General features: G+C 52.7%; 15 protein-coding genes. 7 read left to right on the top strand and 8 right to left on the bottom strand.

Features of this window, described 5'->3' with window-relative positions; translation table 11 throughout:
- Positions 1-112: 112 nt before the first annotated feature.
- From MWU62_RS13220 to MWU62_RS13200, 5 genes are all read left to right on the top strand, one after another.
- Entirely contained in the window at positions 113-415 is a 303-nt protein-coding gene (locus MWU62_RS13220; protein ID WP_247115354.1) for a hypothetical protein, read from the top strand.
- Positions 416-460: 45 nt separating this feature from the next.
- Positions 461-832 carry a YajD family HNH nuclease gene (locus MWU62_RS13215; RefSeq protein WP_247115353.1) on the top strand — a complete coding sequence of 124 codons (372 nt, stop codon included), beginning with the start codon at positions 461-463 and terminating at the stop codon, positions 830-832.
- A gap of 150 nt (positions 833-982) precedes the next feature.
- The gene (locus tag MWU62_RS13210; protein WP_247115352.1) at positions 983-1,591 is read left to right on the top strand and encodes a sigma-70 family RNA polymerase sigma factor; all 609 of its coding nucleotides are present in this window, start codon (positions 983-985) and stop codon (positions 1,589-1,591) included.
- Positions 1,588-2,322: an anti-sigma factor gene (locus MWU62_RS13205; RefSeq protein WP_247115351.1), complete on the top strand. Its 735-nt coding sequence runs from the start codon at positions 1,588-1,590 to the stop codon at positions 2,320-2,322. Before MWU62_RS13210 ends, MWU62_RS13205 begins: the two co-directional genes overlap by 4 nt.
- Before the next feature lie 109 nt (positions 2,323-2,431).
- On the top strand, positions 2,432-2,863 hold the full coding sequence (locus tag MWU62_RS13200; RefSeq protein ID WP_247115350.1) for a hypothetical protein: 432 nt from the start codon (positions 2,432-2,434) through the stop codon (positions 2,861-2,863).
- Between the two features lie 67 nt (positions 2,864-2,930).
- Here the strand turns inward: MWU62_RS13200 and MWU62_RS13195 are convergent, their stop codons facing one another.
- Positions 2,931-3,593 carry a protein N-lysine methyltransferase family protein gene (locus MWU62_RS13195; RefSeq protein ID WP_247115349.1) on the bottom strand — a complete coding sequence of 221 codons (663 nt, stop codon included), beginning with the start codon at positions 3,591-3,593 and terminating at the stop codon, positions 2,931-2,933.
- A gap of 99 nt (positions 3,594-3,692) precedes the next feature.
- Entirely contained in the window at positions 3,693-4,460 is a 768-nt protein-coding gene (locus MWU62_RS13190) for a DUF1499 domain-containing protein (RefSeq protein WP_247115348.1), read from the bottom strand.
- 130 nt (positions 4,461-4,590) lie between these two features.
- On the opposite strand from MWU62_RS13190, the gene MWU62_RS13185 reads away from it, so the two are divergent.
- Positions 4,591-4,857 carry a DksA/TraR family C4-type zinc finger protein gene (locus MWU62_RS13185; RefSeq protein WP_247115347.1) on the top strand — a complete coding sequence of 89 codons (267 nt, stop codon included), beginning with the start codon at positions 4,591-4,593 and terminating at the stop codon, positions 4,855-4,857.
- 7 nt (positions 4,858-4,864) lie between these two features.
- Here MWU62_RS13185 and MWU62_RS13180 read toward each other — a convergent pair whose 3' ends face one another.
- Positions 4,865-6,943 carry a dehydrogenase gene (locus MWU62_RS13180; protein ID WP_247115346.1) on the bottom strand — a complete coding sequence of 693 codons (2,079 nt, stop codon included), beginning with the start codon at positions 6,941-6,943 and terminating at the stop codon, positions 4,865-4,867.
- Between the two features lie 181 nt (positions 6,944-7,124).
- On the opposite strand from MWU62_RS13180, the gene MWU62_RS13175 reads away from it, so the two are divergent.
- Positions 7,125-8,138 (top strand): class I fructose-bisphosphate aldolase, encoded by a 1,014-nt coding sequence (locus tag MWU62_RS13175; protein WP_247115345.1) that lies wholly within the window; start codon positions 7,125-7,127, stop codon positions 8,136-8,138.
- 2 nt (positions 8,139-8,140) lie between these two features.
- Here the strand turns inward: MWU62_RS13175 and MWU62_RS13170 are convergent, their stop codons facing one another.
- The 5 genes from MWU62_RS13170 to htpG all read right to left on the bottom strand — a co-directional run bounded on the left by MWU62_RS13170 (position 8,141) and on the right by htpG (position 14,159).
- Positions 8,141-9,133, bottom strand: a complete 993-nt coding sequence (locus tag MWU62_RS13170; protein ID WP_247115344.1) for an MBL fold metallo-hydrolase — start codon at positions 9,131-9,133, stop codon at positions 8,141-8,143.
- Positions 9,134-9,257: 124 nt separating this feature from the next.
- Positions 9,258-10,235: a tRNA-dihydrouridine synthase gene (locus MWU62_RS13165; protein WP_247115343.1), complete on the bottom strand. Its 978-nt coding sequence runs from the start codon at positions 10,233-10,235 to the stop codon at positions 9,258-9,260.
- 106 nt (positions 10,236-10,341) lie between these two features.
- Positions 10,342-11,856 carry a catalase gene (locus tag MWU62_RS13160; RefSeq protein ID WP_247115342.1) on the bottom strand — a complete coding sequence of 505 codons (1,515 nt, stop codon included), beginning with the start codon at positions 11,854-11,856 and terminating at the stop codon, positions 10,342-10,344.
- Positions 11,857-12,042: 186 nt separating this feature from the next.
- The gene (locus MWU62_RS13155) at positions 12,043-12,261 is read right to left on the bottom strand and encodes a DUF2835 domain-containing protein (protein WP_200366025.1); all 219 of its coding nucleotides are present in this window, start codon (positions 12,259-12,261) and stop codon (positions 12,043-12,045) included.
- A 5-nt stretch (positions 12,262-12,266) separates the two neighbouring features.
- Complete coding sequence (gene htpG / locus MWU62_RS13150) at positions 12,267-14,159, bottom strand: molecular chaperone HtpG (protein WP_247115341.1); 1,893 nt, start codon at positions 14,157-14,159, stop codon at positions 12,267-12,269.
- Positions 14,160-14,281 lie beyond the last annotated feature (122 nt).

Raw genomic sequence — 14,281 nt, 5'->3', positions numbered from 1 at the left:
CTGATCGCGCACAGGGCCAGGTCAAACAATAAAAAAACGTGCGCGGTTGCTTTTGGACTATTATGTAGGTTGGGATCCAGCTTCCTAAACTCAGGCTTTGAGAGGAATACCTATGCGATATTTGGGATCTTTTGCCAGCCTTATTTTGCTCTCTTTCCCAGCGTTTTCTGCCGACATGACCAATGATGAGCTTTGCGAGAAGCTCGGTGAGGTAACTGCGCAAGCCTCCACAATGAGGCTTTCCGGAGAAGATAAGGAAACCGCTACAGACGCCCTCCTAGAAAAATATGATCAACCGGGGTCGGGCTTGTCCAACAAAAAAATACGTGCTTATGTAACCTTGGCCTACATGATGCGCATGGAGCCAGAAAAAGCTCAGGATTTCGCTATCTCGCAGTGTAAACAGGGATCATAAGCTAGCATTGGGGCTGCAGCCGCACTGCATTCGAGGAGAGCAATCATGAGCCAAAGTACCGGCGGCACGAGCAAGGTAGACAAGCTACTGGCTGAACAGCGTGATTATATCGCGAAGCGCGAAGGTGGTTACCGTGAACGCGCGCTAAAAATATACCCCTGGGTGTGCGGGCGCTGTGCCCGGGAGTTTACCCGCATTAATCTACGCGAACTTACCGTGCATCATGTTGATCATGACCACGACAACAATCCACCCGATGGCAGTAACTGGGAATTACTCTGCGTGTACTGCCACGATGAAGAGCACAGTAAGTTTGAGGATTTCGTGCGCTACGGGGGTAGCTCGGAGAAGCGGCGGGAAGCTGCCACGCACAACCCGTTTGCTGGACTCAAGGAGGCGCTTGATAAGAAAGCTTAATACCTTTAACAGATAAAATGCTTAAAACGCGACTAGTTAGTGGGGAGATTACAGCCGCATTTGACGTCGATAGACCGTACAAGATCTTTAGGCTTTTTTCAGGTTTTTCCCCTACACTGCTTATTCCACCCTGTGCCGGTCTGCTTATCTATGCCTTCTGATTACCCAACACCAACGGCAGAATCCCGCTCAACCGACAGCTCTGTGCCCCAAGCCGCCACCGCTAACGACATAAGCGCTCTGATTGGCAGCGTAGCAATGCAAGATCGAGCAGCCTTCGCAAAACTTTATACAGCAACGGCGCCGAAACTTTTGGGGGTGGTGCTGCGTATTTTAAAAGAGCGCTCCTGGGCAGATGATGTCATTCAGGAGGCGTACCTTAAAGTTTGGCAGCGTGCAGGTCAGTTCGATTCAGGCAAGGCCTCACCGATTACTTGGCTGGTGTCCATTGCCCGTAACAAAGCCATTGATGAGCTGCGAAAGCACCCTGCTGGCCGAACCAGCACCGACGATGCCATGGACGAGAGAGTTTCCCGGCAACCCACAGCACAGGACCAGATGGAAGATCAACAGGAAGTAAGCAAATTAAACCGCTGCATAGATGAGTTGGCAAAGGAACGTCAGGATATAGTGCGCTTGGCCTATTTAGGCGGCTGGTCCAGAGAGGAACTGGCAAACCAGTACGAGCAACCGGTGAACACCATGAAAACATGGCTTCGCCGCGCACTGCAGGATATCAAGGGGTGTCTGGAATCATGAGCGAACATGACAACGAAGACATGCAGATTGCAGAGTTCGTGCTGGGCACCTTACCGGCAAACGAACGCAAGGCACTCAATGCCCGGCGTCAGCTTGACCCGGCGCTGGATGCGCGAATTCAGCAATGGGAAGAGCGCCTGATCGCAATGACGGGCGAGGTAGCACCGGTAAAGCCAAGCCCTGAGTTGTTCGCCAGAATTGAGAGCATTCTTGATCAACAAGCCGCTCAGTCTATCCAGCCAGGCAGTACCACCTCAGTAACTAGGCTGCGGCGTCAGGTGAACCGTTGGCGCTGGAGTACCGCCCTGAGCTCTGCCGCTGCATTGGTTTTGGTGGCCGTGCTTGCACTAAAGCCCGAAAGTTCGCCGGAATCCTTTGTTGCCGTATTCCAGCACGACGACCAACAGCCTGCCTTTCTGCTCACGGTCGATCTGCAAAACCGCCAGCTGAACATTCGACCGGTAACCGCAGAACAACAACCGGGCAAGTCTTACCAGTTGTGGATCAAAGCTGACGAGCTGGGCCCTAATCCGCGCTCTGTGGGCGTACTAGGTGACCAGATGCAGTTGGACAAAGGTGCTCTGAAGCAATACGACCCGGCCTTACTGCGCGAAGCCACCTTCGGTATCAGCGTGGAGCCGCCCGGCGGATCGCCCACCGGACAGCCCACCGGCCCGGCCATTCACGGATACCTGTACCCCGCTGGAGATGGCGAAAGCCGCGGAATTTGAAAATAAGTCCTATTTTCTGAAACTCTTCCGTTGCGTGCCCGTAGCTGTTTGTAGCACATCCAAAAACATATCCAATCGGATGAGCACAACCAACAGCAAGGAGTACACCATGAAGAAGCACCTCAAAACGACCGCACTGATGGCAGCTCTGGTATCCGGCGCACTTACCACCGGCATCGCTCAAGCAGGCATGAACCAAGAAGCCCAAGTATGGGCAGACGATCAAGCTGTTTCAGAAGGCACTGTTACCGCTAAGAAAGTCACTGCTGAAGCCAACGGTTGGCTGGTTGTGCATCGCACAAACAAAACCATGAAGCCCGGCCCCGTGGTTGGACACGCCCCGCTTAAAAAGGGCGAAAACATGGATGTATCGGCAATTCTAACGGAAGAAGTAAAATCTGGTGACATGCTAATGCTGATGGTTCATGCCGAGGACGGCGGCATGAAAACGGGCATCTTCGAGTACACCTTGGGCGCCAAAGCAGACGGTCCAATCAAGAAAGACGGCAAGCTGGTGATTTCTACTATCACCGCCAAGTAATACCTTCTAAAACCTGTCAGGCGAGAAGCGGCAGCGGAACTGCCGCTTTGATCAAAGCCTGACGGGTTCATGCATCACCCCGCCAAAACCTGAGTATGTGCCCCTTAAAAGGCTTTTCCAGATAGTCGGTATGCTCGGGCTTTTCTTGTGAAAAGCTATACCCGTGCGTTTCCATCCGCCTGCAAAATTTGTTCTTCCGCCCTCTTCCGGGATCAACCAGAATCACTTCACAGTTGGGGTTGGAATGCCGGTCAATAAAGTCAGCTAACAAGTTTACATGCTCGTCTTCGTATAGAACGTCACTACCGATGATGATATCGAACAAACCCAAATCACTGGCTTGATCTGCCCAGTCAACCCGTTGGTAACCTATGGCTTTCCCATGGTTGAGCTGAGTATTCCGCTCCAGAAAAACACCCACTTCAGGGTGATAGTCGGTCGCCGTAATGTCATCGTTACGCTGGTTCAGCAACAAGCTGGACAGTGCCATTCCACAGCCAATTTCCAGAACTCTCTTGCCCTCTGTGTGATGGTTCAAAATGTGGTGGGCAAGCACAAGGCTTGATGGCCAGATAATCCCGAACAATGGCCAGGTGGCCGAGGAAATACCCAACTTTAGGGCGATGTCGTTTGGGTCATCGAATTGCTGGTTATCACGCAATGTGCAAACGTGAATGTCCACATTGCCGAACTCAATTGTTTGGTAACGAAGACGTAAAGATGATGTCATTATGGGTCACACTGAAGGAATCAGGCTCGCCAACCCGATAAAAGAAGCGTTATGTTCTAATTCCTCAGAGTATAACCCCTACTGCATCTGAACAACGATTTATTGCTTTTGCAGGTCTTCAAGGAAAGCCTGAATACGCTCCGCATTGGTACCCAAGTCGCTCTTCCCTAGCCGTGACGCGGATCGCATATCCACCAGTACACCAGCCTCGGTTTGCTTCATGCGGATGGCCACGTCGTCTTTAAAGCCGAACCAAGGGGTGGTTGCGGTAGCTTCCAGAGTATTGTTGGTAACGCCGGCAATCTCCCAACCACGGTTTTGAACAGTTACTTTTGCAGCGTTCATAGCACTCGCCAATGGCATATCGAGTGTAATCGGCTTCAGCTGCGGATACGCCGCTTGCTGCTGCCGCGCGGTTTCCGCTCCCGGGTACTCCACTGCATTGGGGGCTTCCTCCCGGGCCGAGGCCAGCAATGTAAAAGCAGGTGGATTTGTCATATCCGTTGTAATGTCGTGAATAGGCGGGACACTCTGAGCGCGCTGTTTCATTTGCATGGGCATAGCGATCACTGCAACCACAGACAAGCTCACCACCGCTCCCACAAGCGCTGGGCGCCATCTCCGAAGTACACCGGCAAGTAGTAGAGTTACAAGACCAAACACTGCGGCGGCCATTGCAAGCTGCGCACCCTGTCGCAGCCATGTGAAGGATGTACTCAATGCGATCATCTCAGCTCTATAAGCTGGCCCCGAGGAACCTATCAGTGCGCCAGCACTAATCAGCAAAACCACACCGAGCCAAGCGGTAATCAGGGGCCACTTTCCGCCTCGGCCGCCGCGGCGGGCCGGGCTTGTTTTTGACAGCATGTTGGTTCCTTTTATTTGGATGTTAACACTCTGCGGAAATTCACAGAGAAACAGTTACGAGGCTACACCTTAGCCCGATCACTTTAGCTTTGGTATGCTGAATATGTGCATGTATCTCGGGAGTATGGTTATGGCTGGTGGCTGGACCCGTGATGGGGCCGTTCAAGATCAGATTGATGCAAGTGTCGAGGATGCCGTAGCCGAGGCACGCAGCCGTCTAGGCAAAGGCAAAAGCGCGGAATTCTGTGAAGAATGCGACTGCCCTATTCCAGAGGCACGACGCACAGCTATTCCTGGTGTACGCTTGTGTGTGAACTGTCAAGCGGCTCTGGAGAAGCAAGAAACTGCTTCCGGCGGAATTAACCGCCAGGGTAGTAAAGACAGCCAGCTCAGGTAGTCGAGCGTTAAACGCTCACTTTAAGGTCTAGGGTTTCGCCAGCATCGCTTTTAGCCGCCAGCACTTTCACCCGCTCGAAGTCTTCCTCACTGAATACGCCGTTCACCCCCGAGATAGCCGCCAGCGTCATACCGTGTTTTAGACCAAGCTTATAAATATCCCGCACTTTTTCCCACTCGATGTTACGGCCAAGCGTGAAATTTTCGAACCGCCCTTCCAGCGCCAACACGATGGTTTCCGCCAAGCAGGCGTAGGCAACTCCAGCGGGCAAGCCGATATTTTTCATGTGTACATCGCCCGGCAGCTGAACCTCTCCGGATTCGATAACAAGCACATCTGGGCGCTTGGCAACATCTTCTGCCGATATATCCAAAGGTCGAGCCACATCTGTGATCACGCAACCCGGCTTTACTCTGGTGATATCCAGAATTCGTTTACCCGCTCCGGAGGTCGCTGTCACAATCATGTCCATATCTTCGATATCACGGTCAGCAGAACCAGCCACATGCACGATAGCGCCGGGGGTTTCCTGTTCAATGCTTTCTTTAAGGGATAGCAATTTGGCAGGCTCTGGGGCAGCCAGATAAATCTCATCCACCGCTTTAGCCAATAACCGCGCACATACAGACCCTATTGCGCCGGTCGCGCCAACAACCATGGCCTTGCCAGCCATCTTTCCGTTTTCACCAATTTGCGCACGCCCCAATTTTTTCACCGCATCTTTGGCGGCCCAAAGGGCTCCAGATGCGCTATAGCTGTTACCAGTGGTGATGGGCAGTGGCGCCCGCTTGGCGACGGTAATACCTGCGTCTCCCACCACTTTCGTGAATGCTCCCAACCCCATAATCTGGGCACCCAGTTTTTTAGCAAGGTTGGCGGCCGCCAGCAAACGGCTGTAGGTAAACTCAGGATCGTGAGCCATGATCTCTTTCGGCGTGCCGCCTACGGTAATCAACCAACCTTCTACCTCGTCTCCCGTGGGCGATTTGATACCGGTTACTTTCGAATAGATAAACGGTGGTGCGTAAGCCACAGCTTTTTCCACAAGGTTCATAACCAGCGGCGGTGACACGCTGGCCACCCAATCTAAAGGCCGGGTTTTGGTGAGATACTGCTGTGACAGTGGGTGAATCACAAAGGCGAACCGGTTTATCCTCCGGTAGCCGTTGGGGTACAAGATTCGGGGTTCTATTCCCAAGCTCTGAATCACGCCCAGATAATCGTCAGCACCCAGTTGCTCCGGCGAGCGGGACAATGCCGCGCTGATCATGGCTTCCATCACGTTCACACCCAGCGGCCTGCCTTCTAGCCATGGGCTGTAATCCACTACCATGGCAACCTTACGGGAACGCAGCCAATCCATCGCCTCATCCGTTACACGAGAGGTGATAATGGTTTTGCCGTCCAATTCCTTCTCGGTAAAGTTCGCCAGATCGCCCATATGGGAAACAATAACGTGGGCATCTTTGGCTGCCTGATGCAGAGAGCCTTTAATTAACCCTTCTCCCAGCCGGTACAGCGGTGTGCGGAGAACGGCCTCAAGCGTCTTAACGGCTGACGGGCGGAACATTACCGGCGCAGTCAACGAGCTGTATGTTTCCAGCTGTTTGAGGGAGGTAAGTATCCGGGGCACACCAAAATCCATATAGGGATCGGCAAAAAACAGGTTATCGGTATGCTCGGAAAGGGCTTTCGCTACCCTGTAGCCCGCTTGCCCATTCAGGAAGAGAACCCGAGCGTTATCAAAGAAGTGCCCCAGTTCCGTTTGGGTAAGGCGCACAGCCCACTCTTGAAGAATACCGCGCAGCCCAGCTCCACTGGTGATCGGTTTGTCCGGAATACAGGCTTCAAGCTTGGCGGTATCCGGATGCTCCAGTTTTACTGAGCCGACCTGATAATGGTCAGAAACCATACTGAGGCCGAATGCATCGGCGCGTTCGTGGTAGGTTTTCAGAAGTGCGACAGCGCGAGAAAGGTCCCCATCAGTTCCTGCGCGAATAACCCGAAACGACTGCCCCAAAAACTCGGTTTCTAGATCGTAATCGTATTCCGAAGAGCCTTGGCTTACGCTAATAACAGTTTTCATAATTCATCCTTGTTTTAGTTGTGCAGCCATTTCGGTAAGCGTAGGACATTGCGTGCGTGACTGCGTTAACGCAGATCAAATTATCACCGGCACCTGCCGCCTGAGTTGAATGAACGGTCTACACTAGTGAGATGAGAACCTTTCAATGCGCTAACATATTAACGATGAGATAAGAGGCAGCATGAGTATTCATAAGGAACTGCTTTCGACAATTGAAAAGCTTGTTCAGCCGGGCAAAGGTATTCTTGCCGCTGACGAAAGCCACCCCACTATCGCTAAACGCTTCACGGCTGTTGGTGTTGAATCTACAGAAGACAAAAGGCGGGAATACCGTAGCCTGATCTTCTCCCCAGAAGGCCTTGGCGACTTCATAAGCGGCGTTATTCTTTTTGAGGAAACTCTTGGCCAAATCAGTTTGGATAATATCCCTATGCCAAAGCTATTGGAAAGTCAGGGCATAGTACCGGGCATTAAAGTGGATAAAGGTAAAAAGCCTCTGGTGAACGCCCCCGGTGACGAGATCACCTATGGTTTGGATGGTCTGGACGAACGTCTGGAAACCTACAAAAGCCAAGGCGCCCGCTTTGCCAAGTGGCGTGCTGTATATAACGTATCTGCGACACTACCCTCGCAACAGGCAGTCGAAGCCAACGCCGAAATGCTGGCCCGCTATGCCGCGCTTTGTCAGGCTATTGGCATTGTGCCTATTGTGGAGCCGGAAGTGCTGATCGATGGCGATCATTCAATTGAGCGTTCTGCAGAAGTAAACGAGGCTGTAATAACAGAAGTTTTCAACGCACTCCGCAGGCACCGTGTATTTCTCGAAGCCATCATACTAAAGCCCAGCATGGTTACACCTGGCAATGCATGCGCAAAGGCGTCTCCGGAGGAAGTAGCTAAGGCAACCTTGCAGGTATTTCGCAGAGTGGTCCCTGCTGCGGTGCCAGGCATTAACTTTCTTTCCGGGGGGCAAACTCCTGAAGAAGCCACGCTAAACTTAAACGCCATGAACAGCCTTGGCCATCAGCCCTGGAATTTGAGCTTTTCCTATGGCAGGGCTCTGCAAGAGCCCGCACAACGAGCCTGGGCAGGCAATCTGGACAACGCAGGCGCCACCCAAAATGCCATGCTCAAGCGAGCCAAACTTAACGGCGCTGCCTGTTCCGGGAGGTATAAAGCAGGTATGGAAGACTGAGTTCAGTCACACCCAACAGTACAACCGCCGTCACCGTTGAAGGCGATAATGCGTCCACTCAACGGTACGTGCATTGGGACATTTACCAAATCCCCGAACAAGGCCGTTTTCGAGCCTCGTTTCAACTTTCCACCGGATGTAGCGGGTTCATTGGCGTGGGAGGCAATGACCGATTTTGGATTGATCAAATCATTGATCACATAAGCGGCCTCTTTGGGTCCGGTGGTATAGTTATCGCCAATATTCATTACCACCAACTCTGCTCCATAGTGGTCGTTCACCACCAATTTCTGCTCGGCTGTAATACCAGTGTCCCCGGAGAGGTAAACCACCAGACCATTTGAAAAGGTCAGTATGTAACCAGTCGGGGGCCCAACACTTGCGCCAACGCCTGCGGCTTGCAGATATTCCGCCAGCGGACCGGTGAGAAACGATGGTGCAACCCCATTACTGTGAACTGCCGGTACGGTAGTGATAGCTACACCGCCCACTTTTAACTCTCCACCGAAGCGCACCAACATGGAGTTGGCCGGATCGCCGCCCGAATCTTTCAGCTTGGCGGCAAAAAATGCCGGCATCTCGCTGCCAGTTATAATTTTTGCATTTTTTTTCACCGCAATGTCTACGGTGTTGGATTGAGGCAGTGTAACCACCGGGAACGCTGGCCCGCCGCAATTACCGGCGTTGGTTTCTTTGATACGGCGATCGCCCAGATGGTCGCCATGCATATGCGACACCAGAACTACATCAATTTCGCCAAGGCGGGGGTCATCAGGGCCTGCCACTGTGCGACCGGCATCGTAAAGAATACGCGTACCGTTAGGATCTTCAAAAACCATGGCCCGATCCAGAGCACAGAACTCGCCATCATGGCTTCCCAACGGTGTGACCTTAACATCACCCTCCGCAGCACCCGTGCCAGACACCAGCCCGAGCGACAGAAAAATTCCGCTTACTAGGCCTCTAAAGGCCCCGAATTTCATTTTTTTGGACATCAAAGAACTCCCCTAAATGGTTTTGTTTTTTGCTCTCCACAGAAAATACGAACACAGGACAACTCTGTACCAGTGTAGTTCGCAATCAGGAAGAACGAGGGAGATGTAATCAAAAAAAGAAGCTTCAGGCTGCTCGAGTAGCGTTCCGTGATGAAGTTATGCCTTGTTCGAGGCAGGCGAACATGAGTGCCACGTCACGGATTTTGCGGGCATCCTGCCAGATGGCCTCAGCCTCTGGGAAGCCTTGACGCAGGAAGTTCATCCATTGTTTGATACGGCCAGTCACGTACTTGTCTTCCAACCAACCTTGCAGCACTTCTGCGTACTCCCGAACCAGCGCTGCTGCCTCTGGCCAAGTCATGTCTGCAACCTCAACACCCTGTTGGCTGGCTTTGATCTTGCGTGCGAGATCCGGCCTTGCTATCAAGCCGCGGCCGATCATCACGTCCTCACAACCGGACACCTCACGGCAACGCCAGTAGTCCGCAACCGTCCAAATTTCGCCGTTGGCAATAACTTTGGCTTTTACCGCTTCCCGGGCTTTGGCAATTTCTTCCCAATAGGCTGGCGGCTTATAGCCATCCACCTTGCTCCGAGCATGGATAACGATCTCTTCCGCCCCGGCAGCTTCCAATGCCTGAGCACAGGCTACGCCCATAGAGCGATCGTCATACCCCAAACGCATTTTTGCCGTTACCGGCACGCCTGCAGGCACCGCTTTGCGCACAGCGGCGACAATGTCATACATTAACTCCGGCTCACGCATAAGCACACACCCGCCCTTGTGCTTATTCACCGTTTTCGCAGGGCAACCAAAGTTGATATCTACCTGTGTCGCACCCAATTCTGAGGCTTTACGGCCGTGCCAGCCCATTTGTTCGGGGTCTGAACCCAAAAGCTGGACCGCCACCGGAGTGCCCACTTGCGTGAGTGACTGGTTGTGCAGTTCCGGCGCGAACTTATAAAAGACCCTTGGCGGCAACATGCTGTGGGTCACACGGATAAACTCCGTCACGCACCGGTCGATCCCGCCTACTTTCGTAAGCGTTTCGCGAATAGGTGCATCAACCAGCCCTTCCATCGGGGCAAGAATGATCCGCATAGGGTCTCCATAAATTCCAAATTAAAAATGCGCGGAAGCCCAAAAGACAACCGCGCAGTTTACGAACCGCTTCACTTCTCGTGAGGGCTTTTATCGCCGACCGACTTTACTCATCTAATTCGGGGTCAGCAGACAGTTCATCAGGCGACTTGACCGACATACCCAGAGCCTTGGCAACCCCTTCGCCATAAGCCCGGTCGCAACGGGTGCAGTTGTCGATATGGCGCTGCTTGATAAAATCCGGAGCGTCCCCCATGTTTCGCCCTGTATTTTCAAACAATACCTGCTGTTGCGCGGGCGTCATTAACTGAAAGAGTGCTCGCGGCTGGCTGTAATAATCGTCATCATCCTCGCGGAAATCGAACATGGCCGCATTGCCGTCGATCTTCAGCGGCGGCTCTGCGTATTCAGGCTGATCCTTCCACTGGCCAAAGCTGTTCGGTTGATAATGCGGCAAACTGCCGTAGTTGCCATCCATCCGGCCAAGACCATCTCGGTGGTTACTCATAACCGGACATTTAGCTGCATTCACCGGCACCTGCTGATAGTTTACGCCCAAACGGTACCTTTGCGAATCGGGGTAATTGATCAGGCGCGTCTGAAGCATCTTGTCCGGGGACACGCTTATACCAGGAACGAGATTCGATGGCGAGAATGCTGCTTGCTCAACATCCATATGATAGTTTTCTGGATTCCGGTTTAGCTCAAACTCGCCTACCTCGATGAGCGGGTAGTCCCCTTTTGGCCAAACCTTGGTCAGATCAAACGGGTGCACGTGGTAAGTTTCCGCATCGGCTTCCGGCATCACCTGCACATACATTTTCCAGCGCGGGAAGTCTTCACGCTCAATCGCTTCAAAAAGATCCCGCTGATGGCTTTCCCGGTCATCAGCAACAATCGCTGCTGCCTCGGCGTCGGTCAAATTCTCAATGCCCTGCTGGGTTCTGAAGTGGAATTTCACCCAGTAGCGCTCACCTGCTTCGTTCCAGAAGCTGTATGTGTGGCTGCCAAAACCATGCATGTGCCGGTAGCTCTTGGGAATACCGCGATCGGACATGACCACAGTTACCTGATGCAGAGCTTCGGGCAGCAGCGTCCAGAAATCCCAATTGTTGGTGGGCGAACGCATGTTGGTTTTCGGATCGCGTTTTACTGCTTTATTCAGGTCTGGAAACTTTTTGGCATCCCGCAAGAAGAACACAGGTGTGTTGTTACCCACCATGTCCCAGTTGCCCTCTTCGGTATAGAACTTGAGCGCAAAGCCGCGAATGTCCCGCTCGGCGTCGGCCGCGCCCCGCTCCCCTGCCACGGTGCTGAAGCGGGCAAACATTTCGGTCTTCTTCCCGACTTCACTGAAAATTTTAGCGCGTGTGTAGCGGGTGATATCGTTGGTTACGGTAAACGTACCGAATGCACCGGAGCCTTTGGCGTGCATACGGCGCTCAGGAATGACCTCACGCACGAAATTGGCGAGTTTTTCGTTGAGCCACACATCTTGAACCAGCACAGGCCCACGCTTGCCAGCAGTCATTGAGTTCTGGTTGTCTACTACCGGAGCACCAAAGGCCGTTGTAAGGTGTGACACCGGACATTTGCTTTTATTCGATTTTTCATCAGTCATGGTCAATTCCTCTGAAGTTCATAACGCCACTAATCAGCTTATACCGAGACTTGGCGATACTAAAGCCTCCGCAATCACTCGTTTCGGTGTAAGCGCGTAACAATATTGAAGCACTACAACCGCAGCTTGGATAATCAATTCCGGAAAAGAGCACTAAAGCTTTTAACTATTAATAAAGGAGAATCATTAAATACGCTCAATGAATTCAAATTTACCTTGCTCATTGAACACGATTCGGAAGGAGCCACGAACGCCGTCGCGTAGGTAGAATCGGGAGAGGATACGGGCCGGGAAACGGACTGAGCGTCCGTCCCGGGCCCGGGTGTGAACATCGGTAGCAATGCCCTGATAGAGCTTTATCCACTCATCAGGGCTGATGCTTATGTCCACAATAATCTGATGCATGGGGCTTAGTTAGCCAGTTCCAGCAACAAACGGTTCAAGCGGGAAACGTAAGCACCCGGGTCTTGCAACTGCTCGCCGCTGGCCAGTGTAGCTTGGTCCAGAAGCACAGCAGAGAGCTCGTTGAAGCGCTCATCGCCCTTCTCGCTTTCAAGGCGCTGAACCAGCGGGTGATCCACGTTAATTTCAAAGATCGGCTTGCTATCCGGAACCTTCTGGCCCGCCGCTTCCATGATCTTTTTCATTTGGGCACCCATATCAAAGTCGCCCGTTACCAAGCACGCAGGAGAATCCGTTAGGCGGTTGGTTACGCGCACTTCCTGAACCCGGTCAGTGAGGGCCGTCTTGATGCGTTCCAGCAGCTCTTTGTGCTCTTCGGCCGCTTCTTCTTTGTGCTTTTTGTCTTCTTCGGTTTCCACATCACCCAGATCAAGATCGCCACGGGCAACGTCTTGAAACTGCTTTTCGTTGTACTCGTTGAGGTAGCCCATCATCCATTCGTCGATACGATCGGAGAGGATCAGCACTTCGATGCCTTTCTTGTGGAAAACTTCCAGATGCGGGCTGCTCTTGGCGGCCATGAAGTTGTCAGCAGTGATGTAATAGATCTTGCTCTGACCTTCTTTCATGCGCTCGATGTATTGGTCCAAAGAGACATTCTGGGCGTTCTCACCTGTGTGGGTTGAAGCAAAGCGCAGCAGGCCAGCAATTTTCTCGCGGTTGCTAAAATCTTCTGCAGGGCCTTCCTTGAGCACGGCGCCAAACTCGTTCCAGAACTTCTGGTACTCGTCCGCATCTTTCTTCGACAGCTTGGAGAGCATGTCTAGCACACGCTTTGTGAGCGCGGTGCGGATGCTGTCCACCGTGGAGTCGTTCTGCAGAATCTCACGAGAAACGTTCAGGGACAGGTCGTTTGAGTCCACCACACCCTTGGCGAAACGCAGGTACAACGGCAGGAACTGCTCTGCGTCGTCCATGATGAATACGCGCTGCACGTAAAGCTTCAAGCCTCGGGGCGCATCACGGTTATACATGTCGAACGGAGCGCGGGCCGGGATGTACAGCAGGCTGGTGTAGTCTAACTTGCCTTCCACTTTGTTATGGGACCAAGTAAGCGGGTCTTCAAAGTCGTGAGCGATGTGCTTGTAGAACTCTTTGTATTCTTCGTCTTTGATTTCGGTACGGGGTAGGGTCCAAAGCGCTGTTGCGTCGTTGACGGTTTCGTCTTTGGGCTCTTCGCCTTCTTCGGTCGGCTCGGATTTCATGATGACCGGGAAGGAGATGTGATCAGAGTACTTTTTGACCAAGTTGCGTAGGCGGAAGCCATCGGCAAATTCGGTAGCGTCTGGCTTCAGGTGGATAACGATTTCAGTGCCGCGCTTTTCGCGGGCAACTTGTTCGATGGTAAATTCGCCATCACCGGTGGATTGCCAATGTACGCCTTCTTCTGCAGGGGCACCCGCGCGGCGGGTGAATACGTCCACTTTGTCGGCAACGATGAAAGCAGAATAGAAGCCTACGCCGAATTGGCCGATCAGTTTGCTGTCTTTCTTTTCGTCACCGGAGAGCTGTTTGAGGAATTCTGCGGTGCCGGAGCGGGCGATGGTGCCCAGGTTCTGAACAACGTCTTCGCGGCTCATGCCGATGCCGTTGTCGGTCAGGGTAATGGTGTTGGCGTCTTTGTCGAAGTCGAGGCGGATTTGTAGCTCTGAGTCGCCTTCGTAGAGGCCGTCGTCTTTGACTGCGGCAAAGCGCATTTTGTCGGCTGCGTCGGAGGCGTTGGAAATCAGTTCGCGGAGGAAGATTTCTTTGTTTGAGTACAGGGAATGGATCATCAGGTGAAGTAGTTGTTTTACTTCGGTCTGGAATCCTAGAGTTTCCTTTTGTGTTTCTACTGTCATTACTTCATCTCTCCTGCTGCAAGCTTTGGGGGAGGACGCGGGAGTGAAGGGCTTTTCCAAAACACGCTGTGGATACATCCATGTACGCTCGGCTCCGCCTTTCACTGCTTATTGCTCCTGCG

This window comes from Marinobacter sp. S6332 (assembly GCF_023016045.1).
GTDB lineage: Bacteria > Pseudomonadota > Gammaproteobacteria > Pseudomonadales > Oleiphilaceae > Marinobacter.
Note: the sequence above shows the minus strand (reverse complement) of the source record. Positions and strands in the feature narration are given on the sequence as shown.

Bases quoted from the DNA above. Each gene is read 5' to 3' on its own strand.
- MWU62_RS13155 (WP_200366025.1), bottom strand. From the start codon at position 12,261: ATGCATCAGATTATTGTGGACATAAGCATCAGCCCTGATGAGTGGATA.
- MWU62_RS13220 (WP_247115354.1), top strand. From the start codon at position 113: ATGCGATATTTGGGATCTTTTGCCAGCCTTATTTTGCTCTCTTTCCCA.
- MWU62_RS13180 (WP_247115346.1), bottom strand. From the start codon at position 6,943: ATGAAAACTGTTATTAGCGTAAGCCAAGGCTCTTCGGAATACGATTAC.
- MWU62_RS13195 (WP_247115349.1), bottom strand. From the start codon at position 3,593: ATGACATCATCTTTACGTCTTCGTTACCAAACAATTGAGTTCGGCAAT.
- MWU62_RS13185 (WP_247115347.1), top strand. From the start codon at position 4,591: ATGGCTGGTGGCTGGACCCGTGATGGGGCCGTTCAAGATCAGATTGAT.
- MWU62_RS13175 (WP_247115345.1), top strand. From the start codon at position 7,125: ATGAGTATTCATAAGGAACTGCTTTCGACAATTGAAAAGCTTGTTCAG.
- MWU62_RS13165 (WP_247115343.1), bottom strand. From the start codon at position 10,235: ATGCGGATCATTCTTGCCCCGATGGAAGGGCTGGTTGATGCACCTATT.
- MWU62_RS13205 (WP_247115351.1), top strand. From the start codon at position 1,588: ATGAGCGAACATGACAACGAAGACATGCAGATTGCAGAGTTCGTGCTG.
- MWU62_RS13215 (WP_247115353.1), top strand. From the start codon at position 461: ATGAGCCAAAGTACCGGCGGCACGAGCAAGGTAGACAAGCTACTGGCT.
- htpG (WP_247115341.1), bottom strand. From the start codon at position 14,159: ATGACAGTAGAAACACAAAAGGAAACTCTAGGATTCCAGACCGAAGTA.
- MWU62_RS13160 (WP_247115342.1), bottom strand. From the start codon at position 11,856: ATGACTGATGAAAAATCGAATAAAAGCAAATGTCCGGTGTCACACCTT.
- MWU62_RS13170 (WP_247115344.1), bottom strand. From the start codon at position 9,133: ATGTCCAAAAAAATGAAATTCGGGGCCTTTAGAGGCCTAGTAAGCGGA.
- MWU62_RS13210 (WP_247115352.1), top strand. From the start codon at position 983: ATGCCTTCTGATTACCCAACACCAACGGCAGAATCCCGCTCAACCGAC.
- MWU62_RS13200 (WP_247115350.1), top strand. From the start codon at position 2,432: ATGAAGAAGCACCTCAAAACGACCGCACTGATGGCAGCTCTGGTATCC.
- MWU62_RS13190 (WP_247115348.1), bottom strand. From the start codon at position 4,460: ATGCTGTCAAAAACAAGCCCGGCCCGCCGCGGCGGCCGAGGCGGAAAG.